Source organism: Providencia sp. PROV080 (assembly GCF_033688105.1).
GTDB classification, from domain to species: domain Bacteria; phylum Pseudomonadota; class Gammaproteobacteria; order Enterobacterales; family Enterobacteriaceae; genus Providencia; species Providencia zhejiangensis.
This window is the reverse complement of sequence record NZ_CP096346.1, coordinates 2,343,377-2,369,007: the sequence shown is the minus strand read 5'-3', so window position 1 is coordinate 2,369,007 and position 25,631 is coordinate 2,343,377. Positions and strand designations below refer to the sequence as shown.

General features: G+C 39.3%; 21 protein-coding genes. 16 read left to right on the top strand and 5 right to left on the bottom strand.

What is annotated here, in order from left to right; genetic code table 11:
* Positions 1–24: 24 nt before the first annotated feature.
* From lpxM to M1F03_RS10365, 8 genes are all read left to right on the top strand, one after another.
* Complete coding sequence (gene lpxM / locus M1F03_RS10400; protein WP_196713063.1) at positions 25–999, top strand: lauroyl-Kdo(2)-lipid IV(A) myristoyltransferase; 975 nt, start codon at positions 25–27, stop codon at positions 997–999.
* A 1,252-nt stretch (positions 1,000–2,251) separates the two neighbouring features.
* The gene (locus tag M1F03_RS10395; RefSeq protein ID WP_251464248.1) at positions 2,252–3,136 is read left to right on the top strand and encodes a LysR family transcriptional regulator; all 885 of its coding nucleotides are present in this window, start codon (positions 2,252–2,254) and stop codon (positions 3,134–3,136) included.
* A 167-nt stretch (positions 3,137–3,303) separates the two neighbouring features.
* Positions 3,304–3,834: a fimbrial protein gene (locus tag M1F03_RS10390; RefSeq protein WP_154623643.1), complete on the top strand. Its 531-nt coding sequence runs from the start codon at positions 3,304–3,306 to the stop codon at positions 3,832–3,834.
* Positions 3,835–4,013: 179 nt separating this feature from the next.
* On the top strand, positions 4,014–4,676 hold the full coding sequence (locus M1F03_RS10385) for a molecular chaperone (RefSeq protein WP_251464246.1): 663 nt from the start codon (positions 4,014–4,016) through the stop codon (positions 4,674–4,676).
* Between the two features lie 11 nt (positions 4,677–4,687).
* On the top strand, positions 4,688–7,177 hold the full coding sequence (locus M1F03_RS10380) for a fimbria/pilus outer membrane usher protein (RefSeq protein WP_251464244.1): 2,490 nt from the start codon (positions 4,688–4,690) through the stop codon (positions 7,175–7,177).
* 8 nt (positions 7,178–7,185) lie between these two features.
* Positions 7,186–8,205, top strand: coding sequence for a fimbrial protein (locus tag M1F03_RS10375; protein ID WP_251464242.1), 1,020 nt, complete (start codon positions 7,186–7,188; stop codon positions 8,203–8,205).
* A gap of 118 nt (positions 8,206–8,323) precedes the next feature.
* Positions 8,324–8,758, top strand: coding sequence for a hypothetical protein (locus tag M1F03_RS10370; RefSeq protein ID WP_154623150.1), 435 nt, complete (start codon positions 8,324–8,326; stop codon positions 8,756–8,758).
* Between the two features lie 239 nt (positions 8,759–8,997).
* Positions 8,998–10,305 (top strand): IS4 family transposase, encoded by a 1,308-nt coding sequence (locus M1F03_RS10365; protein WP_251465252.1) that lies wholly within the window; start codon positions 8,998–9,000, stop codon positions 10,303–10,305.
* A gap of 65 nt (positions 10,306–10,370) precedes the next feature.
* Here the strand turns inward: M1F03_RS10365 and pyk are convergent, their stop codons facing one another.
* Positions 10,371–11,813 (bottom strand): pyruvate kinase, encoded by a 1,443-nt coding sequence (gene pyk, locus M1F03_RS10360; RefSeq protein ID WP_154623149.1) that lies wholly within the window; start codon positions 11,811–11,813, stop codon positions 10,371–10,373.
* A gap of 412 nt (positions 11,814–12,225) precedes the next feature.
* Entirely contained in the window at positions 12,226–13,071 is an 846-nt protein-coding gene (locus M1F03_RS10355) for a MurR/RpiR family transcriptional regulator (protein WP_154623147.1), read from the bottom strand.
* A gap of 406 nt (positions 13,072–13,477) precedes the next feature.
* Between M1F03_RS10355 and zwf the strand changes: the two genes are divergently transcribed.
* The gene (gene zwf, locus M1F03_RS10350; protein WP_163861864.1) at positions 13,478–14,953 is read left to right on the top strand and encodes a glucose-6-phosphate dehydrogenase; all 1,476 of its coding nucleotides are present in this window, start codon (positions 13,478–13,480) and stop codon (positions 14,951–14,953) included.
* 109 nt (positions 14,954–15,062) lie between these two features.
* Here the strand turns inward: zwf and pdxK are convergent, their stop codons facing one another.
* Positions 15,063–15,911 (bottom strand): pyridoxine/pyridoxal/pyridoxamine kinase, encoded by an 849-nt coding sequence (gene pdxK, locus M1F03_RS10345; protein ID WP_154623144.1) that lies wholly within the window; start codon positions 15,909–15,911, stop codon positions 15,063–15,065.
* A gap of 639 nt (positions 15,912–16,550) precedes the next feature.
* Here pdxK and mdtJ point away from each other — a divergent pair.
* On the top strand, positions 16,551–16,958 hold the full coding sequence (mdtJ, locus tag M1F03_RS10340) for a multidrug/spermidine efflux SMR transporter subunit MdtJ (protein ID WP_251464240.1): 408 nt from the start codon (positions 16,551–16,553) through the stop codon (positions 16,956–16,958).
* 2 nt (positions 16,959–16,960) lie between these two features.
* Positions 16,961–17,293: a multidrug/spermidine efflux SMR transporter subunit MdtI gene (gene mdtI, locus M1F03_RS10335; protein ID WP_154623142.1), complete on the top strand. Its 333-nt coding sequence runs from the start codon at positions 16,961–16,963 to the stop codon at positions 17,291–17,293.
* A gap of 69 nt (positions 17,294–17,362) precedes the next feature.
* Here mdtI and M1F03_RS10330 read toward each other — a convergent pair whose 3' ends face one another.
* Positions 17,363–17,710 (bottom strand): RidA family protein, encoded by a 348-nt coding sequence (locus M1F03_RS10330; RefSeq protein WP_154623141.1) that lies wholly within the window; start codon positions 17,708–17,710, stop codon positions 17,363–17,365.
* 159 nt (positions 17,711–17,869) lie between these two features.
* On the opposite strand from M1F03_RS10330, the gene M1F03_RS10325 reads away from it, so the two are divergent.
* The 5 genes from M1F03_RS10325 (at position 17,870) to rnd (ending at position 24,741) form a co-directional block, all read left to right on the top strand.
* On the top strand, positions 17,870–19,795 hold the full coding sequence (locus M1F03_RS10325; RefSeq protein ID WP_251464238.1) for an ATP-dependent DNA helicase: 1,926 nt from the start codon (positions 17,870–17,872) through the stop codon (positions 19,793–19,795).
* Positions 19,796–19,917: 122 nt separating this feature from the next.
* Positions 19,918–20,613, top strand: a complete 696-nt coding sequence (tsaB, locus tag M1F03_RS10320; RefSeq protein ID WP_251464236.1) for a tRNA (adenosine(37)-N6)-threonylcarbamoyltransferase complex dimerization subunit type 1 TsaB — start codon at positions 19,918–19,920, stop codon at positions 20,611–20,613.
* A 274-nt stretch (positions 20,614–20,887) separates the two neighbouring features.
* Positions 20,888–21,490: a Slp family lipoprotein gene (locus M1F03_RS10315; protein ID WP_251464234.1), complete on the top strand. Its 603-nt coding sequence runs from the start codon at positions 20,888–20,890 to the stop codon at positions 21,488–21,490.
* Positions 21,491–21,841: 351 nt separating this feature from the next.
* On the top strand, positions 21,842–23,530 hold the full coding sequence (gene fadD, locus M1F03_RS10310) for a long-chain-fatty-acid--CoA ligase FadD (protein ID WP_154623133.1): 1,689 nt from the start codon (positions 21,842–21,844) through the stop codon (positions 23,528–23,530).
* Positions 23,531–23,616: 86 nt separating this feature from the next.
* Positions 23,617–24,741: a ribonuclease D gene (rnd, locus tag M1F03_RS10305; RefSeq protein WP_154623131.1), complete on the top strand. Its 1,125-nt coding sequence runs from the start codon at positions 23,617–23,619 to the stop codon at positions 24,739–24,741.
* A gap of 609 nt (positions 24,742–25,350) precedes the next feature.
* Here rnd and minE read toward each other — a convergent pair.
* A complete protein-coding gene (minE, locus tag M1F03_RS10300) occupies positions 25,351–25,629 on the bottom strand; it encodes a cell division topological specificity factor MinE (protein WP_154623129.1) in 279 nt (92 codons plus the stop codon).
* Positions 25,630–25,631: the final 2 nt, after the last annotated feature.

Below are 25,631 nucleotides of genomic sequence, written 5' to 3'. Positions count from 1 at the left end.
GCAAATAGTTCTTTTAGGTACATCATGAATAAAGACAAAGATACCGATAGTAAATTAGGCTATGTGCCTACCTTTCATAAATCCTATTTACAGCCTAAATATTGGGGTGTTTGGCTAGGCGCCGGCGTGTTTGCTGCTTTAGCCTATATACCTGTTAAAATTCGGGATCCCATGTTGGCTAAAGTGGGGAAATGGGTAGGCAAATTGGCGAAAAGTGCACGTCGTCGTGCAAAGATAAATTTATTATATTGTTTTCCTGATTTGACAGAGCAGGAAAGAGAGCAGCTAGTTGATAAGATGTTTGAAACTGCCCCCCAATCATTTGTGATGCTTGCAGAGCTTTGCCTTCGTGGTGCGAATAAAACACTAGCGAGAACACATTGGCACAATCAAGAGATTATCGATAATTTAAAACAGCAAGGAAGTCATGTTATTTTCATGGTGCCTCATGGATGGGCTGTAGATGCACCCGCAATGTTACTCGCTGCAAAAGGTCATAAAATGGCAGCCATGTTTCACCATCAAAAAAATCCAGTAGCAGATTATTTATGGAATAAAGCACGCTATCATTTTGGTGGTCGTTTACATTCTCGGGAAGCGGGGATTAAGCCGTTTATCGCCTCTGTACGCCAAGGTTATTGGGGGTTTTATCTACCCGATCAGGACCATGGTGAAGAGCACAGTGAATTCGTGGATTTTTTTGCGACCTATAAGGCGACATTGCCAGCGGTGGGGCGCTTAATGAAAGTTTGCAAAGCGAAGATAGTTCCTTTATTTCCAGTCTATGACCATCGTACACATCAACTGCATATTTATATTCGACAGCCGATGGATGATATTGATGGACAAGATGATCAATACATTGCCAGAAGAATGAATGAAGAACTGGAGTTCCTTGTTGGTCCAAATCCTGAGCAATATACGTGGATACTTAAGTTATTAAAAACCAGAAAAGGTGATGAAATAGAACCTTATCAGCGTGATGATTTATATCGATAGTCGCGGCTCAATACTCGCTTATTTCTGACGTACTTAACGAAAAAAACACTTCAACATGTTATTAAGGTTGAAGTGTTTTTCTTTTTTAGCCGATATATTTTATTGCATAGACTTTACTTATCCTTTTTTAGTAATCGAATTACGATTAATACCGTAGGTATTGTGAGTAATAAAAAAATAAAAAATATTTATTTTTTACTATTATGGTTTTTTTCTTAACTTTTAATATGATTTATTTATGTCAAATATATTTAGATGTTATTGATAATAAATGAAATTATTATTATGCCGTCAACATGAAATGCCTTGTTTTTTATGTGGGTATACACTGTGAATAGTACAATGTTAAGTAAATTATCAAGCGAAAAGGTCAAAAATCCTTATCAATGACCAATGTAAGCCATATGATGAATAAATTACACGTGTGAGGGGATATTTAAGAAATTAATCTCTTGAAAAGGAAAGGAGGGATTATTATAAATATCAGTAAATGGGTTGTTTAAATATGATAATCTTTAACTGAAGTTAATATTGGTATAAGTTTTAGGGAAATACGGAAAGATAAGAAACAAGACATCGAAATAACCTGAAGTTTTTATATCAGAATCCGGTAAAGCGAATGATAGAGAATGTCTCATTTGGTGATGAATAAAAGTCTTTATATTATTTCTATTTCATCTCACATCGGGCGAGTGGGCTGTCGAGAACGTAATAATTAAAAATAATTTGTCACTTTGATATAATGAAATATTTTTAATTATCAAGGTGTGCATATCTGGCTTATTGTAGTGCCTTAAGTTGAATTTTGTTTTTAGTTTTTTATACATAATTATATATTAATCCATTTTGTTTGTAGCAATTGAAAGCTTGGAGTTGAAAACTCGCTTTTAATTTTTATGAATATTCAATAGTAATCATCCTAATATGACTAATTTATTTTATAAACAGTATTAAGAGACTTTACTTTAATATTATATTGAAATCTATTTAATAAACTTATTTTATATTTTTAGTTTATAGCATCAACGCCATTATCTAAAACAGATGTCTTATTTTTCATCTTAAAATAAGCAAGATAGTTAATTTATAAAAGAACTCATTCAGTTTCATGATGTTTCTTGACTTAAATATTATTTAACTAATGATGGTAAAATATACTGTAAGTGCTTATACCTATTAACGAGTGTTAAATATGTTGATATATTTTTATTAAATAATAAAAATTGAGTCCAAAAATTGATTTGGAGATGCTATGGAAAAAACTCGAACTACATTGGACCAATGGATTACCTTGCAAGCTGTCGTAGATTGTGGCGGGTTTGCACAAGCAGCAGAAGTATTACATCGAACCCAATCAGCGATTAGCTATACAATCAGCAAACTTGAACAAACATTAGATATTGAAATATTTTCATTAGAAAAAAGGCGGGCAGTTTTAACGCCAAAAGGGGAAATATTATTAGCATTATCTCGAGAACTGACAAATAAAGCGATCTCATTAGAAAATAAGGCTAAATCGCTGAATAAAAACAATAATTCAAAAATAAATTTGGTGATTGATACTCTTTACCAAACAGATAATATTTTAAATAAAATGGGGGGATTTATTCAAACACACAGAGACTATGATATTGATATTGCTAAGCAAGCCATAGCAAAATCGGATATATTCTCCTTAAAGGATTATGATATTTTAATTACCCATCATTATGTTGAAATTTTAAACCCTATTTTTTTAGAGAAAGTAGAGGCTGTATTAGTTACTGAACCTGAACATATGTTACAACATGTGGAGGATGCTCAATTATTGGAAAGCCTATCTAAACACGTAAAAATTGTTCTGGAGTCTTCATTAGAAGATGCTGTTAAAAGCGCTCAAACAATCAAAGCGGCATCATTAGAAACAGTCATTGGACTGGTTGAAAGTGGTATAGGTTATGCTTGGCTACCGAAAAATTTAATACAAAATCAACTGAATAAAAACGCATTAAAACAGCTCAAAATAACAACGGATAATATTTATTATAGTTTTTATTTGTATGTTAATAAAAACTCGTTAGCTCAATATGTGTTAGAAGCGTTTATTAATCAGTTTGAATATAATAGCTCAAATTTTTACCAGTCATTAAAGGATTAATCAAAATAATACATTTATTGTTTTGATATAATAACAAAAAATTCAATGTAATAGGATGTTAACTAAATAAACGTCTGGTGTTATATTTCCATCGCACACTTGTATGTAGTAAATATATTATTAATACGGTGGCATTAATATCAGAACATCTAATTATAGGAATCGATATGAGTATTCTAAAAAAATCCTTAGTAACTTTAGGGGTGGCTTTAGCTGTAACAACTTCTCCGGCTGTGTTTGCTTCAGGAACTATTGAGTTTACAGGGGAAATTACAGATTTAGCCTGTGCTGTGGATAGCAGCTCACAAAATTTAACGGTTGATCTTGGTAAGGTATCATCAAAAAGCTTAGCCACAGCAGGGCAAGTAGCAGGTTTAAAAGATTTCACAATTAAGTTGATTGATTGCCCTGCGAATGCAAAAGTGACGGTAAGATTCGGTGGTACACGCGATAATAACGATCGCGATATTTTGCAGATTGCACAAACTACAGGCCAAGCAACACAGGTAGGTATTGCTTTATTTGAAAAAGATGCCACAACGCAAATTAAATTATTTGATGATTCAAAACTGGTTGAATTTACCAATGCGGCAGGGGATTCTGTAGAACTAGACTATGTTGCTCGTTATAAAGCAACGGGTACTGCGACAGCAGGTTCAGCAAATGGTACAGCGATTTATAGTATTCAATACCAATAACAAATATATACTTTCAAATTCTAATTACATTTAATCGATAAGCCAAAACTATTCTAAGCAACATAAATAATAACGTTGTTTGGAGGGAATGAGCATGTCAGTCATATGCTAATTTGAATAATAGGTATAGAGGGTAACAAAGTTACCCTCTCATTCTAAATACAAAAAATGGCCTTATTATGAAGAAAATGATTTTTTCAGCAGTTTTTCTTTTATTTTCTATTTCACACTTAGCTTCAGCTGCGGGGGTCAGTGTCGGTGGAACGCGTTTTGTTTACCAAGAAAATAAACGTGAAATTGATATCCCTATTTATAATAGTGATAAAGAAAAGCCATTTCTTATTCAAAGCTGGGTAAGCCCATTTGAAGGAGAAGGTAAAACACCTTTTGTTGCGACACCACCATTATTTCGTCTTGAGCCTGATAGTAATGGGGCGGCACGTATTTCTTATGTTGGTGAGCCGATTGGCTCAAATCAGGAAAAATTATATTTATTAAATATAAAGTCAATTCCACCTAAAGATTCGAAAATTGAAAATCAATTGCAAATAGTTATTAATTCACAGTTTAAGCTGTTTTTAAGGTCGCAAGATATTGAGCCATTTGACTTTAGCAAAGTTATTATAGAAAAGAAATCAGATGGCGTTGTCATCAATAACCAGACACCATACCACTTGTCAGTAAGGGATATATTGGTTGATGGCGAAAATATTCAAGGTGCTGATGTTATCTACCCTAATTCAAAAGCATATGTGATCAAAAAAACAATAAATAATAATCAGAAAGTGGTTGTTAAATTTATTAATGACTATGGCGCGATTATTGAAAAAACATCTAATTAAGAGTATGAAAAATGTCTGCCTTAAGTTATAACAGTAAGAATCTATACCACTCAAAAATATTTATTGCGGTCAGTATAATCTTATATTCTAACAATGCTAATACAAAAGATGTTTTTGATATAAATGCAATAAATACAGGCATAGAAAGTCAAATTGCGGACGTAAATAGTTTAGATTACTTATCCTACTCAGGAGGGCAAGTACCTGGAAACTATCATGTAGACATTTATGTTAATGATAAATTTGTTGATGAACAACATTTACGTTTTATCTTTGATGAGCATAATAAAAAACTATCCCCTCTCATATCAAAAAAAATGTTATTAAGTTGGGGGGTTAAAAAAACAGCAAGTCAAGCATTTAGCAATATCAATGATGAAGATAAAGTTACGGATATTTCTGCGACAATACCAGGAGCCTCTTATTCGTATGACTTTGGAAATAGTAGACTTAAAATCAGTATTCCTCAAATAGGCTTAGATAACTATAGCCGTGGTTATGTTGATCCTAATGAATGGGATGATGGGATTAATGCTGCTTTTGTTAATTATAATATTCGCCATAACCAAAATTGGTATAAAGACCGTGATGATACAAATAACACTTTTGTTGGCTTACGCAGTGGAATAAACGTGGGGGCATGGCGGTTACGTAACCACAGTAATTACAGCCGCACTTCTAATGAAAGTCACTGGAATAATTTACAAACATATATAGAAAGAGATATTCGTTCACTGAAAAGCCATTTAACAATTGGAGAAACCGCCTCTGATAATGGGGTTATGGAGAGTAATCCGTATCGTGGAATAAAATTAGCTTCAGACGAAAGTATGTTACCACAGAGTCAACGTGGCTTTGCGCCTGTTGTTCAAGGTATTGCTCAAACGAATGCTGTCGTGACGATACGCCAGAATGGCAGTGTGATTTATCAAACGACAGTGCCACCAGGGGAATTTGAAATAAATGACCTCTATCCTACATCGTATAGCGGGGATTTAGAGGTTCAAATTGAAGAGGCAAATGGAACTATTCGTTCATTTATTCAGCCTTTTTCTGCTGTCCCGATGATGCAACGTGCGGGCGCATTAAAATACAGTGTCGATATTGGTAAATATAATGCAGATAATGCTTATCGTAAGCCTAATTTTGCTCAGGCATCGGCGATATATGGTTTACCTTATAATTTGTCGATCTATGGTGGATTTATTTTATCGAAAGATTATCAGGCATATACAGCAGGAACGGGGATAAACTTAGGTAATATCGGTGCTATTTCTGCGGATATAACACAGTCAAAAACAGAATTAATTGATAAAAAAGAGGCTCAAGGCCAATCATATCGAGTGCAATACTCAAAATATTTACCTGGTACGGGAACGTCATTTTCTCTTGCATCATATCGTTATTCGACAAAAGAATATTATGATTTTTCATCATCAAATAATGATCTTTATGCGAGTGGCAGAAAAAAACAGCAGTTCCAAGCATCAATATCCCAATCACTGAAAGATATGGGCTATTTATCACTCAATGGCTATCAGCAATATTATTGGGATCGAAGCGGAGTTGATAAAAACGTAACAATAGGTTTTAACTCAAATTATCAACAGATTAATTACGGTATCTCTTATTCATATACTAAGCAAGAATACACGAATAACAACAATGAAATGTTATCAGTTAACTTTAGTATTCCGTTTACTATTGGACAGAAAAATAACTGGGTTAATTATCGCTATAATACGAGTCGAAACGGCGACTCTATCAGCTCGGTGAGTGTCAGCGGTACGCGTTTAGCGGATAATAATTTACAGTTTGATGTAACACAAAATTATAACCATAGCCGTCATGAAAATAGTGGCTCGGTCAGTGGTAATTATGTTGTTTCATCAGGGGAATATAGTGCTGGTTATAGTTATGATCCCCGTTATCAAAATGCGAACCTTGGGGCATCAGGTGCATTACTGTTGCATTCAGGTGGGGTGACGGCGGCTCGCAATATTTATGATTCAGCGATTTTAGTGAAAGCAAAAAATATTAATAATTTGCAAGTAAACAATGCGCAGGCACTTTATACCGACTCATGGGGTTATGCGGTTGTTCCCAGTGCGACCCGTTATGAAAGAAATAAAATCAGCGTTGATCCCTCTACATTAACTGGAAATAACGACGTGGGGTTAAGTACAACGACAGTTGTGCCAACTCGAGGTGCTATTGTATTAGCTGATTTTAAAGGAAAACGGGGGGCTCGTGTCATGCTCAAATTAACTCACCATCAGCAACTTATACCTTTTGGTGCACAGGTTACCGTGTTTGTCGATAAAGATGAAATAACGACAGGTATTGTGGCAAATGATGGTGAAGTGTATTTAAGCGGTGTTCCTGAACAAAGCTTAATTCGCGTTCAATGGGGAAGCCATATAGAGCAACAATGCCAATTCCCACTTACGATTGATCTCAATAACGATAAAATTCAGTTTCTGGCAAGAGACTGCCAATAGGAGCGGACATGAACAAATTATTATTACTTAGTTGTACATCGATGCTTCTATTTACACAATCAGCTGCGGCAGAGTTTAGAGCATTATTTAAAAATTTATCCTATACAGTTAACACGCCTATTTATGTCTCAAGGACAGCACCTGTAGGTACAGAACTTGCTTCGATTGAATTGGGGACCTATTCCGCTTGGAGTTGGAGTGGTGTGACAGGCCCTGTTCAGGTAGGTCTCTATTTTCCATTCTTACCGGGGAATTCACCAAAATATAATGGTGCCTATGTGAGAGAACTCAATAAATCCGGTGTTGGTTATGCATTATATGGTAATGTCATCAGTCCATGTACAGGGCATGCTTATGTTGATGGTTTAAATACGATTGACGGTAATGTGGATAACAGAATGATATGCCAAGTGAACTCAAGTTCTGGTGAATATATCGTATCTTTAAAAATAGTTTTTTATAAGATGCGCAATAATGTGCAGACTCAAGTGCTACCCGCGACCCAAGCTGCGATGTTAATTATTTATAATAATGGATTTAAAACTAAGGACAGTTATGGGAATACAGAACCGAAAGTGAGTTTAGGGCCCGTTAATATCATATCAACAGGCTGTGAAGTGATTAACAATAATATTGTTGTACCATTTAATAGCGTGGATAAAGGAAGTTTTTCAGGCGTAGGGAGCGTGAGTCCAAATAGCGTTAAAGATTTTAAAATAAATCTTAGTTGCGACCCAGTATCACCGATTAAGATCACGTTTACAGGTACAGCTGTTGATAATAGTTTAACACCCGGAACAATTGCGTTAAATAACCCTAGTGATATCAACACAGCTAAAGGGTATGGTATACAAGTTAAGTACAAAGACCAACCAATTAAAATTAATCAAATGATGACAATAGAAGAGCGAAATTCAGCAATAGGCCTTTATAGTATCCCATTGCAAGCTGCCTATATTCAGACATCAAATAATACGCAAGCAGGTCAAGCAAATGGTACGCTCCAATTTAATTTGCAATATCATTAACTCCCAGAAAAATCGGACAGATTAATTCGCCATAATTCGCTATAACTCATGAGAAGCCCAACATTGATAGGGGGTTGGGCTTCTTGTTATTTTTATTGTGATAAAGCTGAGGTCTGCAATGGCATTTGATAGAATGGATTGGCACTATGGTGGGGATTATCCCGAAAATTTGTCGCATGAAAATGCGGGAACACATATTGGTTTTTATCTGGCATGGCTTATTCAAAATGGATTAGTGGGTGAATTTCATCAAGAAGAATCCGTTGATGAAATCGCGGCAGTTTGCGCCCGTAAAATGGATGGTCGCACATTTTTAATCTCAATGTGCGATGAAAAATTTATTGATGAAGATGTCAATGAAGAAGGTTTAGCATTCACCGAGTTTTATTATCAGGCTGAAGAGGGCGGCTATTTCGACGATTATGAACGCATTTTAGCGAAAGGATTGCCAACGGTATACCATGTTGAGAATACATGGGAAAATTACGATAAAATAGCAACTGTGATTGCAGCGGCTTTTAATAATTGGAAAGATCGTCAGTCTTCATTCTAATTAAGTGATAACGAGCTGACTAATTCAATCACTCTGGGTATGGAAATAGATATCCAAAATGAATTTATTCCTGTTCACTGAATAACACAACTAGAACGGATGTTTTACTCTATTTGCATTGTCCACTAAAAAGGGAGCGTTAACGCTTAATGCCGATCAGTTAAGAACTAAATAATGAGTTGAACGATCCTACAGTTCTGCAAAAATCCGTAATCATTCCAAAAATTACGGATTTTTTTATGTTACTTAGCCAAGCACTCGAGACTGTTCAGGCTTTCTCTCCAACAGAATTTACAGCCCTTTCGGACCTCCTTTCCGCTGAACTTATTGATGAATGTCTCGTGGATGCTGGGGTTGTTACGATAAGAAAACGCCGTCTTCCGATGGAAATGATGGTATGGGCTGTAACAGGAATGTCCCTTTTTCGTTCTCTTTCCATGGCGCAACTCGTTTCTCATTTAGACATTGTTTTACCAGGTAACCGGCCTTTCGTTGCACCAAGTGCCGTTGTTCAGGCACGTCAACGGCTAGGGGAAGATGCAGTCCGTAAAGTATTTGAGAAAACAAGTCAGCTCTGGCTTGATAAACTGCCATTATCACACTGGAACGGATTAACCCTAATGGCTGTCGATGGCACATTATGGCGTACACCAGATACCCCTGAAAATGATGCCGTATTTGGGCGAACAGCCAATGAACACTCACGTTCTGATTGGCCGCAACTTCGCATGGTTTGCCAGATGGAGATCACAAGCCATCTGATTTCGGGCGCACATTTTGGTAGCGTTTCCGAGGTGAGCGAAATTGGCCTTGCTGCCAAATTGACAGAGCAAACCCCGGATAGTTCTCTGACCATTTTTGATAAAGGATTTTATGCTCTGGGGTTACTTCACCATTGGCAGTCCTCTGGCGTAGAGAAACACTGGATGCTCCCATTACGTAAAGGCTCACAGTACCTAGTCGTAGAGAAACTCGGCTCCGGAGATGAGTTAGTTGAATTACGTCTATCCCCTCAAGCACGCAAAAAATGGACTAACGCTCCAATGATATTGAGAGCTCGATTGATAACAAAAGACGTGAATGGGAAGAGGGTTCAGATATTAACATCAATGAGTGATCCACTTCGATACCCCAACGCCGATATTGTCGACCTGTATGGGCATCGTTGGGAAATAGAACATGGCTTCAGAGAAATGAAGCAGCATATGTTGAATAATGAACTCACATTGAGGAGCAAAAAGCCCGTCTTAGTAAATCAAGAGTTATGGGGAATGGTACTCGCGTATAACTTACTGCGGTTTATGATGGCTCAGATGGCATACAGCTTGAAAGATACAGAGCCCTATCAGATGGGATTTAAACAAACTGCGATATACCTGAGTGCCCAACTGAGCCTGCTTCCCGCGGTTGCTCCGGGAAACATACCAAAATTCATTAATGGGATATTGGCAATGGCTAGAAGTTTTGTTCTACCGAGTCGACGACAAAGGCATTACCCTAGGGCGGTAAAGAAAAAGCCGCAACGATACCCGTTACGGCGATATTAATGACTTAACTGACAAGCATTAAGCGTTAACGCTCCCTTTTTGTTTAGGAAAATAACCGTTTGGATTTATTCCACTTCTAAAATACGGCAAGTGTTTGTACTACCAATAGTGCCCATCAAGTCGCCTTGAGTCACTAAAACCAGGTCACCAGACATTAAATAACCGTTGTCACGTAGACGAGTGACGGCTTCATTTGCTGCGGCGATCCCATCGGTGTGTGTGCTACAGAAAACCGGCGTGACACCACGGTATAGTGAAGACTGATTAAGTGTTTTTTCATGGCGAGACATCGCAAAAATAGGCAAGCCGGAACTAATGCGAGACATCATACGGGCAGTACGACCCGATTCAGTCATAGCGATGATTGCTTTTACCCCTTTAAGGTGGTTGGCAGCATACATCGTTGACATCGCAATCGCTTCTTCTGGTGAACTAAATTCCGCATCTAAACGGTGCTTAGAAACATTGAGGCCAGGCATTTTTTCTGCCCCTAAACACACTTGTGCCATGGCGGCGACAGTTTCGGCTGGATATTGCCCTGCCGCCGTTTCTGCTGATAGCATAACGGCATCTGTTCCATCAAGAACAGCGTTGGCAACGTCCATGACTTCTGCACGTGTTGGCATTGGGTTAGTGATCATTGACTCCATCATTTGTGTCGCGGTGATCACTACACGGTTAAGTTGACGTGAACGACGAATCAGTTTCTTCTGTACGGCCACTAATTCAGGATCACCAATTTCAACACCTAAGTCACCACGAGCCACCATGACAACATCAGACGCAAGGATAACCTCATCCATGACTTCGTCAGTGGCAACAGCTTCAGCACGTTCTACTTTGGCAACTATTTGACATTCACAGCCGGCATCACGGGCTAAGCGGCGCGCATAATTTAAATCTTCGCCTGAGCGTGGGAAAGAAACCGCAAGGTAATCAACACCTATTTTTGCAGCAGTGATGATATCTTCTTTGTCTTTATCGGTGAGGGCTTCAGCAGATAACCCTCCACCTAGTTTATTGATGCCTTTATTATTAGAAAGTTGACCACCAACTGTCACTTCAGTAAAAACTTGTAAACCTTGAACTTCACGAACCTTGAGTTGAACACGTCCATCATCCAGTAACAGAATATCACCAGGAACGACGTCAGCGGGTAAGCCTTTGTAGTCAATCCCGACTTTTTGTTGGTCGCCTTCACCTTTACCAAGCGTGGCATCAAGGATGAATTTATCACCAACATTTAAGAATACTTTGCCGTCTTTAAATGTAGACACACGAATTTTAGGACCTTGTAAATCACCAAGAATGGCAACATGTCGACCTAAACGAGCAGCGATTTCGCGCACTTTATTGGCGCGGAGAATATGGTCTTCTGGAGTTCCGTGAGAGAAGTTAAGGCGTACAACGTTGGCGCCGGCGTTAATAATCTTTTCGAGATTATTATCACGATCGGTAGCTGGACCTAGGGTAGTAACAATTTTCGTTCTTCTAAGCCGTCTAGTCATGTATTACTCCGTTGACCTGTAATGGTGTTAATTTATTGAATGAAATGACTTCATACTTCAATTGTATGCTTTATATCAAAAATGCTATCTTGCTCATGACAGAAACCTATCCATTCAGGATCACTTCTCGTTTCTGCTTGCACATAACTTGAACCATTTTGCGTATTTTCGAGACCTTTTTGCGACAAGTTATTGTGCTGACACGAGCACAGCTATTATATACTGCTAATTAGTTAATGCTATCAGGTCTGCAAAACTATTAAAGCGATACTCGTTATATTCCACGTTGCCACCCCCTTGGTCACCTCCATCTGTGTGGCTTCTCGTATTATTACCGTACCTATGGCGTATTGATTTGTCACTTTGCTATAGCTTGAGTTATTTAGCATCAATAATCAAAAAGCAGTTATCGCTACACGCTATCAAACCGCGAATCGCGTAATGCTTCTTTGACCCGTTTCAAGTTATCTCTAAATTTTTCACCTCTTCTTAAGGTAAAACCTGTTGTTAGCACATCAATAACGGTTAGTTGCGCTAATCTAGATACCATAGGCATGTACATATCAGTATCTTCAGGTACGTCGATGATGATTGAAAGGGTGGCAACGTGAGAAAGTGGGGAGTTATCGGAAGTAATTGCGATGACAGTCGCATCGTTATCTCGGGCTAAACGTGCCATATCGACTAACGCTTTTGTTCTGCCAGTATGTGAAATCAAAACGATAACGTCTCCCTCACTACTATTTATACAACTCATCCGCTGCATAACAATATCATCGAAATAGATGACGGGAATATTAAAGCGGAAAAATTTATTCATCGCATCATGAGCGACAGCAGCAGAAGCACCAAAGCCAAAAAAGCTAATCTTGCGAGCTTGGGTGAGAAGGTCAACAGCTCGGTTAATCGCTGTAATATCTAAGGTATGTTTGACATTATCTAACCCTGCCATTGCAGACTCAAAAATCTTATGGGTGTAGGTATTTACTGTGTCGTTTTCTTCAACATTACGATTGACATAAGGGGTGCCATTGGCAAGGTTTTGAGCTAGGCGCAGTTTGAAGTCAGGAAATCCTTTGGTATCCATCTTGCGGCAAAAGCGGTTAACGGTGGGCTCACTCACATCAGCCAGTTGAGCAAGGGTTGCAATGCTAAGATGGATAGCGCGCTGTGGCATACCTAAAATAACTTCGGCAACTTTCTTTTCTGATTTACTTAAAAAATCGAGGCTGCTCTTCATTTGTTCTAAAATATTCATATAACGAAAGTGCCTATTTCATCAAAAGGAGAAATTTTTCTGCCATAAAGATACTCTGTATTTTATTAATATCGTTTTTGAAGGCAGTGTTTATAACAGGAATATACTATGGGTTATGGTTAACCTATCCGAATGTTCCAAGTTTGTGGCGTAATTTTTTACGAAACTATGAGCTGTATCTAATTTTCATCTCAGTCAGTTCACTGACGGTTTTGTTATTTTATTACAAATGCTGTCACCATTCAGTTATGATGACACGAGCCACGTTTGTTGTTTTTTTCAGCATAAAAACTGTGATCAGTATCATCAATATTTACTGAGTACCTTCAAAAGGGTACATTAGCGGAACATCTGGCTAATTTTGTAACAAAATTACAATAAATTCCGCAAATTGAGGAGAACCAATATGGCGGTAAATAATGCTGCTCAAGCCTGTGACTTGATTATTTTCGGCACCAAAGGAGACCTCGCTCGTCGTAAATTGCTTCCATCTTTGTATCAGTTGGAGAAAGCAGGCTACATTCACCCAGACACGCGTATTATCGGTGTTGGCCGTGCGCAGTGGAGCCAGAGCGATTATATTGAATTTGTTGAAAAAGCATTCAGCGAATTTTTGAAAGAAGACCTTGATCCGGTACTGTGGGAAAAACTTAGCGCACGTTTAGATTTCTGCAATCTAGATGTTAATCAAACTGAAAATTTCGATAGTTTGGCACAAATGCTTAAGCAGGATCGTCATCCCGCGATCCACTATTTTGCCATGCCGCCAAGTACGTTTGGTGCAGTTTGCCAAGGGCTGGGACATGCAGGATTAAATAAGCAACCTAACCGTGTTGTCATGGAAAAACCTTTAGGCACGGATTTAGCTTCTTCACAAGAAATTAATAATGAAGTCGCTAAGTATTTTGATGAAAGCCAAGTCTATCGTATTGACCACTATCTCGGAAAAGAAACGGTGCTTAACTTGTTGGCGCTTCGTTTTGCTAACTCGCTGTTTATCAATAACTGGGATAACCGAACCATCGATCATGTACAAATTACGGTTGCGGAAGAAGTCGGTATCGAAGGTCGTTGGGGCTACTTTGATCAGGCAGGGCAAATGCGTGATATGGTGCAAAATCACCTATTACAAATTTTAACGATGATTGCCATGTCTCCTCCCGCAGATTTGACGACCGATCGCATTCGTGATGAGAAGGTTAAAGTCTTACGTTCACTACGTCGCATTGACCATACGAATGTTAGAGAAAAAGCAGTTCGCGGCCAATATACCGCTGGTTTTGTTCAAGGTAATAAGGTGCCTGGTTATCTTGAGGAAGAAGGCGCTAATAAGCAAAGTATGACCGAAACCTTTGTGGCATTGCGTGTCGATATTGATGATTGGCGTTGGGCTGGCGTGCCTTTCTACTTACGGACAGGCAAGCGTCTGCCTGCAAAATGTTCAGAAGTTGTGGTTTACTTTAAAAAACCTGCGCTGAATATTTTTTCAGAAAGTTATCAGGAGCTTCCACAAAACAAACTCACTATCCGCCTACAGCCTGATGAAGGTATTGATATTGAGATCATGAATAAGGCACCTGGGCTCGATCATAAACATCGCTTGCAAACAACGAAGTTGGATTTGAGTTTCTCAGAAACATTCAATCAAACTCACTTAGCGGATGCTTATGAGCGTTTATTGCTCGAAGCAATGCGCGGTATTCAGGCATTATTTGTTCGTCGCGATGAAGTGGAAGAAGCATGGAAATTTGTTGATTCCATTATGGACGCATGGGCAATGGATAACGAAGCACCTAAACCATATCAAGCGGGGACTTGGGGGCCTATTGCTTCTGTCGCTATGATCACCCGTGATGGGCGTTCATGGAATGAATTTGAATAATAACGTCTAATATTATTTTTATAAGGCCAGTTGTTGCAGAGATAAGCCAACTGGCCTTATTGATTGACGTGATATCAACGGCGATTTATCACATTCTTGTAGGTCGCCATTAAAGCACCAATTCACTGCGACCGGTTGCCGCCATATGAATAATTCCTTGCTCAATGCGTAAACAGGCCATTTTCGCGGCATCGGGCACGGATAACCCCGCTAATAATTGAGCTGTTAGCTCCGCACCAAATAAATCACCTGTGCCTTTGGGGGTGACTGGGTAACGTTTATGGCGGATAACTGACACATCTTGCTTCGTGACACAAACGACGTCGATATTCTCTTCATCGGGTTGAAATGCGCTGGTAATAATGACCCATTGAGTATGCCCCTTTAATAAACTACGGGCAGCTTTAGTTGCATCATCTAAAGTTTGTATCTCTTGGCCACTGAGCGTTGCTAACTCAAATTTATTTGGAATGATCCCTGTCGCAAGTGGAATAACGTCATTTCGATAAACGTCAGCGATTTCAGGTGGTATGTAGAAACCGCTGTCTTCATCGCCCATAACGGGATCGACGATCACGGGGATAGAAGGGTGCGTTTTACGTATAGCAGTTAGCCACTGTGCTAAATCATGTGCTTTGTTTTTAGAGCCTAAGTAACCCGTTAAAATGGCACGTACACCCCCCATACAGCCACGTTCCACTAAGCCACTTAAGTAACCGCGAAACCACTCTGAAGGTAACTCACCACCATGGCAAGTCGCGTAATGTGGAGTATTGCTTAAAATAACCGTTGGTACAGCGGCAACGCGCAAGCCTTGTTTCATTAATGCAGGGACGGCAATGCTATTACCGACACAGCCATAAACAACCTGAGATTGGATAGAGATGACATCATAGGGGAGTGGTGTCGCATTTGTGTCGTTTTGAAAACTATTAGAGGTGAGGTTGAAGGTAGCCATTTATCTCTCTTTCGGACGAAATACATATTTTACGAATATGACTCATATAAGAAGCCTGTTTGTTGTTGAAGTCAATGATAAACAGTTGATGTGTTGTCTAATAAAAGAAAACAGTAAAAAATGTATTTTTATCAATAAAAAATAGGGTTATTTAGTGAGGGTTTTTTGGTTGTTTATTCGCTATCTTATGAACAATACTGAGGTTCTTGCGGTTATAGATGCATAATTATGCAATAAAAATTCATTATAAAAAGCTGTTTATATTCATTGACTTAATATTTTTGGCATGCTAAAAATAGCATGTCTTAACAATTATATGAGGGTTCGGAGTAACTTGGGTGGATGTCCATCCGATGAAATGAATGAGATATCATGCTTAGCGTGAATAGCATTAAAATCAGTAAGTCACAAAGAAGAACAACCCACAGACTTTTCCTTTCAGCTATCCTTTCCAGTGAGCATCACTGGTGCGGTGCTTTATAGCGTCTCTCTAAAATATTCACTTTGCTGAATAAAACCAGCATTTTCTTGATATTTATTATTTTTTTATACTCGCATGAAATTTTTCGCTGACGAAAAGTGCGTTTTTTCTGTATGAAAAAAAAGCAGGCATGCGACTGTCTGTAGAGAGATTATATAATGATATATTGGATATTTTTAGTATTATCTATCATCGCCGAAGTGACCGGTACTTTATCCATGAAACACGCCAGTGTCAGTGGTGACTATACCGGAATGGTCATCATGTATGTCATGATCGCACTTTCCTATATTTTATTGGCTATTGCGATTAAAAAAGTGGCGTTAGGGGTCGCGTATGCCTTATGGGAAGGCATCGGTATTTTATTCATCACCACCTTTAGCGTACTGTGGTTTGGTGAATCACTCTCACCAATGAAAATCGGTGGGTTAATCTTGCTAATCGTCGGTATTGGATTGATAAAATTTGGTACTAAAAAGGCTGTCGCCACTAAGTCATCTCAAAAAGCACACACCGCTGTTAAATCAAGCAGCTTGACACAATCGATGACGAAAACGGAGGCCTAATTATGGATATGCAATTTGAATGGTGGCACGGTGCCTTTTTGGTATTAGCAGTCGTACTTGAGATTTTAGCGAATATCTTGTTAAAAATGTCGAATGGATTTAAACGTTACTGGTTAGGTATTCTCTCATTATTAGCGGTATTAGGGGCATTTAGTTCCCTTGCTCAAGCAGTAAAAGGAATCGAGCTGTCAATCGCTTATGCACTGTGGGGGGCGTTTGGGATTATCGCGACAATTGCCGCGGGATGGATACTTTTCAACCAAAGACTCAACTACAAGGGTTGGGGCGGCATTGCGGTACTGCTACTAGGAATGGTGCTCATTAAAATGTCATAAAAAACAAGCGCCGATACCGTGTGTATGCGGCGCTTTTAATATTTTATATGGATTAATCCACCCTATTGGCTAATCAATCGCCGCAACGATTTTAATTTCCACTTTATACTCGGGTTTCATTAGTGCCGCTTGAACTGTACAACGAACAGGCGCGCTACCTTCAACAACCCATGCATCCCATGCTTGGTTCATGCCAGCGAAATCAGCTTTATCAGCTAAGAAAATAGTGGCATCTAAGATCTTACTCTTATCAGAACCAACACGTTGTAGAAGAATATCAATAGCGGAGAGTGTATCTGTGGTTTGCGCAATAATATCAGCATCTAAATTTTCAGGAACGCTGGTGTAGTAAACAACATTATTGTGAATAACCGCTTCAGACCAACGCTTATCTGGATCTATCCTTTCAATCGTCATTAGGGTTCCTTAGTACTTTATCTATGAGTTTTTTTAAGAATAACAGTTAGTTCTATTAATGAAAATCCCTTCTGGCATGAATACACCATTTAGCTCAGCAGGTGAGGGCAAGACATGGTAAAGTAATCCCCTTCAAATTGAATGATTAATAGGTTTGCGGTGTACGACGATTTCTCTTCTGATGGCTTTTTAGCGAAAACAATCCCTGGGTTTCAACCACGTGCAGCGCAGGTGACTATGTCTAATGCTGTCTCTGAAGCCATTGCAAAACAGCAAGTGCTAGTGGCTGAGGCGGGGACAGGTACAGGTAAAACGTTTGCGTATTTAGTTCCTGCATTACGATCAGGTAAAAAAGTGATTGTTTCAACAGGCTCGAAGGCATTACAAGATCAACTTTATCATCGTGACCTACCGACGATTATTGATGCGATGCAATATACCGGTCGTACAGCATTGCTCAAAGGTCGTTCTAATTATCTGTGCTTAGAGCGTTTAGATCAGCAATCGTTAGGTGGTGGCAGCCTTGAACCTGAAATTCTCTCTGCTATTGTACGGTTGCGTAGTTGGTCAATTGAATCCGAATCAGGGGATGTGAGTACGTGCCATGATATTGCGGAAGATCATGCCGTTTGGCCGCTAGTCACCAGTACTAATGACAACTGTTTAGGCAGTGATTGCCCTCGTTATCAAGAGTGCTTTGTTTTAAAAGCGCGTCGTAAGGCATTAGATGCCGATATCATAGTGGTAAACCATCACTTATTTATGGCTGACCGCGTGGTGAAAGATACGGGGTTTGGTGAGCTGATGCCGCAAGCCGATGTGATGATTTTTGATGAAGCGCATCAAATCCCAGATATCGCTAGCCAATACTTTGGTCAACAATTAAGCAGTCGCCAATTGTTGGATCTTGCTCGTGATATGGTAATGAGTTACCGAACAGAGCTTAAGGATCTGGTTCAGCTACAAAAGAGTGCAGACAGGCTAACTCAAAGTACCTTAGATTTTCGTTTAAATTTGGGGGAAAACAGCTTTCGAGGGAATTTACGTGAATTATTAAAAACGCCCACGGTACAGCGAGCGTTAACACTACTCGAAGATTCCCTTGAGCTCTGTTATGAAGTCATTAAAACGTCACTAGGGCGCTCACAAACATTAGATTCTATTTTTGAACGAGTAACACTGTATCGCAATAGACTCAATAGGTTGAAAGAAGTCACTATTCCAGGTTACAGCTACTGGTTTGAAAGTTATGGTCGCCACTTTTTATTAGCATTAACCCCTCTGACGGTAGCAGATAAATTTAGTGAAATGATATCTAGCACCCCAGCAAGCTGGGTATTTACCTCCGCGACATTATCAGTCAATGAGCAACTTAACTATTTTACAGATAGATTAGGAATTGATTCAGCCAAAACATTATTATTAGCAAGTCCTTTTGATTATCAAAGCCAAACGTTACTTTGTGTACCGCGTTTTCTGCCAGAAACGAATCAAAAAGGCATCGCACAAAAACTGGCTACCATGTTAAGACCCCTGATCATCAAAAACCAAGGGCGTTGTTTTTTCTTATGTACATCACATTTGATGATGCGTGAATTAGCCGAAGAGTTTAAAGTGACCTTGACTCTGCCTGTTTTTATGCAGGGGGAAACGAGTAAAAATAAATTACTGACACAGTTTATTGAGGCAGGTAATGCCGTATTGGTCGCGACGAGTAGCTTCTGGGAAGGCGTCGATGTTCGTGGAGATGATTTAACCTGCGTTATTATCGATAAATTGCCTTTTACTGCGCCAGATGACCCCCTATTACGAGCGCGTATTGAGGATTGTCAGCTAAGAGGAGGGGATCCTTTTGCTGATGTACAAATCCCTGATGCCGTGATTACGTTGAAACAAGGGGTGGGGCGCTTGATCCGTGACACTAGCGATTATGGTGTGATTGTGATTTGTGATAATCGTTTAGTAACGCGCCCATATGGTGAGGTTTTCTTGAACAGTTTACCGCCATCGCCAAGAACTCGTAGTTTAACTAAAGCGATTGAGTTTCTTGAGAAAAAAAGAACTGATATTAATAATAGTAAGTAAACCAAGGCCATAAGGGCTTTTTTGTACTCTTTCCTCTTGAGTTTATGCTACTATAAATCGCATTTTCAGGTCACTGTTGACAGGCAGTGGCATCAAACCTAATCATTTGCCGGAGTTGTGGCATGTCGAGCCGTATTCTTGCTGTTGATACAGCAACAGAAGCATGTTCAGTCGCATTATTATGCGATGGAGAAATTATTTCTCGCTTTGCAGTTTCACCACGAGAGCACACTCAGAAAGTGTTGCCCATGGTGGAAGACGTTTTATCACAAGCGGGGCTTTCGTTAAGTCAATTGGATGCATTAGCATTCGGGCGGGGACCGGGCAGTTTTACGGGCGTTCGAATTGGTGTGGGGATAGCTCAGGGGCTGGCGTTAGGCGCTAATTTGCCAATGATCGGCATTTCATCGCTAATGACATTGGCTGAAGGAGCATATCGCGTTGGAGGTCATGCTCGGGTATTGGTCGCAATCGATGCTCGAATGACAGAAGTGTATTGTGCTCAATATCAACGTAATGCAGAGGGAATATGGCTTGGCGAGGACAGTGAAGCGGTCATGAGCCCAGATCTTTTCCGTGATAAAATTAGCCAACTTACTGGGGAATGGAGCCACGCAGGGACAGGTTGGCAAGCCTATCCACAATTACAAGATAACGATATTGTCTTGAATGATAGCACTGTTGAATTGCCAACAGCACAAGATATGTTGCCTATCGCTGAGCGTTTATGGCGAGCAGGTAAGGTGGAGTCAGTGGAAAACGTGGAACCCACTTACTTACGTAATGAAGTGACGTGGAAAAAACTGCCTGGTCGTTAATGCGTTAATTTTCAGTTGTTGTATTTATTTTAGGGTTATTTAGCGTATTAAAATTATGAATCATTTCAATTTAAATAATCTAAATTGGAATGATTTTTTAATTAAATGATTAAAATAAACAAATAGAAATTGACTAAAGGTTCTGCAATACGTCTATAATTGACTGGATAGTACATTTCTCACTCAGCCCATTGAACATATCGTGTGATATACGATGATATTCATATTAATCCTTGCCGTCTGAATTTATAATTCACTTAAATGGAGGTGGTATATGGGAATAAAAATTAACTGTCGCACTACACTTAACGTTGTCTTATTTGTCGGCGTATTAGCGCTAACAGGTTGTGTGTCGATTCCTTCCTCAATTCAAGGTTCGTCACCAAATCCAACGGTTAACTTATCATCAGTACAAAATGCGCCTGAAATGTATATTGGGCAAGAAGGCCGTTTTGGCGGAAAAGTCATCTCTGTATTTAATCAACCTAATAAAACACGTTTAGAAATCGCTGTTATTCCGTTAAATAAATATGATGCAGCTCCTGAATTAGGTGTTCCTTCTGTAGGTCGTATTTATGCTTTCGTGAATGGCTTCCTTGATCCAGCTGACTACAATGGTCGTTATATAACGGTTGTCGGTAAAATTACAGGAGAACAGCCAGGCAAGATAGGTGATATACCGTATAAATATGTCACTTTAGATGCAACGGGATATCAACGTTGGAATTTAACACAAAGTGTTATTTTACCTCCGGCTGGCCCATGGGGTTATGGCTATTATGGTAATCCTTATTACTATAATCACCCTTGGGGTTATGGATATGGTTACGGCTACCCTGGCGGGGTCGCGCCAGTACAAACGTATTTAACGGAATAAGATTAAATTGGACAATTTGCAAGAGGAGGCAATTTGGCCTCCTCTTTATTTGATTTGTGAGTTCGACTGACTTATTTTTAGGCGTATGCACGGGTAATGTGTTAATTTCTCCAAAAATTGTTCAGAAGAGTGTATTATTACGATATCTATACCGGATATCGTTCTGGTAAAACACACTAAAATGAAATAGGCGGACTGTCCCGCCTATTTTTGTTTCGAAGGAATGAAATTTATTTAGTGATAGAGCTCTCAACCTTGGCACAGGGTATTTTTCAAACTGGTACGCTGAGTTAATAATTTGTTAAAAGGGTGTTGAGTCATATTACTATACTAAAATTCAGGAGTCATACTTTGGAAAAAATCTGGCTGAAAAATTACCCAAGCGATGTTCCGGAAGAGATCGATCCTGATCGCTTTGCTTCTTTAGCGGAGTTACTTGAAAATTCGGTTTCGCAATATGCGGATCAACCTGCGTTTATTAATATGGGCGCAGTGATGACTTACCGCAAGTTGGAAGAGAGAAGCCGTGCTTTTGCGGCATACCTACAGAATGGCTTAGGGCTTAAAAAAGGCGACCGTGTGGCATTAATGATGCCCAATCTATTGCAATACCCAATAGCGCTATTTGGTATCTTACGTGCGGGCATGGTTGTTATTAATGTTAACCCACTTTATACACCAAGAGAGTTAGAGCATCAGTTAAACGACAGTGGTGCAAGCGCTATTGTGATTGTGTCAAACTTTGCGCATACCCTTGAGAAAATTGTTTTTAATACCAAAGTTAAGCATGTGATTTTGACCCGCATGGGGGATCAACTCTCTCGCCCTAAAGCGACGTTAGTTGATTTTGTGGTGAAGTATGTCAAAAAGCTCGTTCCGAAATATCATCTACCGGATGCCATTTCGTTTAGGCGTGCGATGCATTATGGCTATCGTATGCAGTACATTAAACCGAATATTACGGGCGATGACCTAGCATTTTTGCAATACACAGGAGGCACAACAGGGGTTGCGAAAGGTGCAATGTTGACACACCGCAACATGTTAGCGAATATTGAGCAAGCGAGAGCCGCTTATGGCCCAGTCTTAAAAATTGGCTCAGAGTTTGTGGTGACAGCACTGCCGCTTTATCATGTTTTTGCTCTTATGGTGAACTGCCTCCTTTTTATCAATGTTGGTGGGGTAAACCTATTAATAACCAACCCTCGCGATGTACCTGGTACCGTCAAAGAGTTAGCTCGTTATCCCATCACTTCAATTACCGGAGTCAATACCTTATTTAATGCGTGGTTGCATAATGCCGAATTCCAGAAACTTGATTTTTCCAAGTTAAGGTTGTCGGTCGGTGGCGGAATGCCTGTCCAGAAAGCCGTTGCCGAGAAATGGCAAAAGCTCACCGGTAAGCACTTATTAGAAGGTTATGGCTTAACAGAATGTTCACCACTTGTGACCGGAAATCCGTATAATCTGACCGCTTATAGTGGTAGTATCGGGTTACCTGTTCCATCAACAGAAATTAAACTGGTTGATGACGACGGCAATGAGGTTGCTGCGGGAGAGCCGGGTGAAATGTGGGTCAAAGGCCCTCAGGTCATGAAGGGCTATTGGAACCGACCTGACTCAACCGCTGAAATTTTGCGTGATGGCTGGTTAGCGACGGGCGATATCGCTGAAATTGATAGTGAAGGCTATATACGTATCGTTGATCGTAAAAAAGACATGATTATTGTCTCTGGCTTTAATGTTTATCCAAATGAAGTTGAAGATGTGATTTCATCTCACCCTGATGTGGTTGAATGTGCGGCAATTGGTGTACCAAGTACCAGCACAGGGGAAGCTGTTAAAGTATTTGTGGTGAGCAGTAATCCGAAATTAACATCTGATGACTTAAAAACATTTTGTCGCCGTTCACTCACCGCGTATAAAGTCCCCAAGCTGTTTGAATTTAGAACAGAGTTGCCAAAGTCAAATGTTGGAAAAATATTGCGTAGAGAATTACGTGATGAAGAAAAACAGCAAAAAGAAAGCTCAACAGCATAATGTTAGCTTATCGGTTTGCATCCCTATGAGTAACGCCGGTTTTTACCGGCGTTACTGTGATGAGTATATAAAAAGAGAAATTTGTTTTGAATTATCGTTTAGTAACAACGGACAGTGAGCTTGCACAAGTATGTCAGCAGGCAAGTGAAGCTGATTGGCTTGCATTGGATACCGAATTTGTCCGTACTCGAACTTATTATCCACAATTAGGTTTGCTACAGCTTTATGATGGAAAACAAGTTTCATTGATCGACCCTTTATCAATCAGCGACTTTTCACCGTTTAAAGCGTTGCTGACTAATCAGACTGTCACTAAATTTTTGCATGCAGGTAGTGAAGACCTTGAAGTATTCTTGCATGACTTTCAATGTGTCCCTGAGCCGATGGTTGATACCCAAGTGATCGCCGCATTTTTAGGTTACCCAATTTCGTGTGGCTTTGCCTCTTTAGTTGCAGAATATCTAGGGGTAACGCTGGATAAAAGTGAATCTCGAACCGATTGGTTAGCGCGTCCACTCAGTGAAAAACAATGCCTATATGCGACAGCAGATGTTTTATATCTGTTGCCATTAGCGAAAATTCTCATGCAAAAAGTGGAAGAAGCGGGCTATCTTGCTGATGCCTTAGAAGAGTGTCAAAGAACCGTTGAGCGGAGACAGAAAATCACGGATCCGGCGCTAGCCTATCGAAACATCACGAATGTGTGTCAGCTTAAAGATGAACAGCTTGCTTGTTTGCAAATGCTGGCTGAATGGCGTTTAAATCAGGCCAAAGCACGTGATATGGCCATTAATTTTGTTGTTAAAGAAGAGCATTTATGGAAGGTGGCTCGTTACTTGCCTAGTTCGTTAGGTGAACTTGATGCTTTGGGACTCACGGGGCAAGAAATCCGATGCCACGGAAGACGATTGCTCAGTATTGTGGAAAAAGCCAAACAAATGAATGAAAGCGACTATCCGCCAATGGTTGCAAACTTGAATGAACAATCCCAGTATAAAAGTTTATTTAAAGAAATTAAGGCGGTAGTAAAAGAAATCGCTGAACATGAAAAATTTAATGCTGAATTACTGGCATCTCGTCGACAAATTAATCAGTTGTTATCGGTACATTGGGGGATTAAATCCTTGTCTAAGCAGCCTGAATTATTAGATGGCTGGCGAGGTCGCTTGCTAGCGGAACCCATTACAAAACTGCTTAATCAAACACACTAGTTTGTATCCCCGCGTTATTCGACCAAATTGTAGCCTTAAATCGAGCTCGCTGGATTTAAGGCTCTCTCAACAAAGAACAACATAGCGTTAATGAGACCTTGGGTAAAACTGCCCATATAATCCTTAGGCATATTAAAAGCATTTTATTCACTCTTTGTGAAAGGTTGTTTCTGTATTTTCAAAAATAATCAAAGAACAATATTTAGCCAAAATAGCAGGCAAGATGTGGAATGAAGTTTATCATTTTAAAGTTATTGTTAATCGCCTCTATTCCTTAAAAGATAACTGACCCGTTATTTTGTCGATCTTGTATATAAGTTTTATTGCCGATGAGTCTTTATTTTGGTGAAGAGGATTAAATTAGCGTGAATAGATAGTGCGTTATGCTAATAAGGTAATCTACAAGATGCGGTGTTTAACATTTGGTTATATTGCAAGCAGAGAGCTTATCTAAAAGAATCGCAAACATTATTTTAGCGATAGAAAACCCAAGCCATAAAAAATATTATGGCTATTTAGCTTACTAATGATTAAGCCAATTCAATTGACTGAAAAACTGATAAAGCGAGCCGCTATTTATCACTTAAAAACAACGGCTATTTGCTATGATTATTTCTCAGTTGTTTTTAGCTCATCACCTTCAGGTAATGTCACGTTCAATTCAAGTACTGAGATATCGTCGTCTTTTTGTTCGAATTGTACAGAAAGCATCTCAGGGTCAACTTGAACATACTTACAAATAACCTGTAAAATATCTCTTTTCATATCAGCAAGATAAGGAGGTTCACTATCACCGCGGCGACGTTCTGCTACGATGATTTGCAATCGCTCTTTTGCGATATTTGCTGTCGGTTTTTTCCGCGACAGAAAGAAATCCAATAAAGCCATTA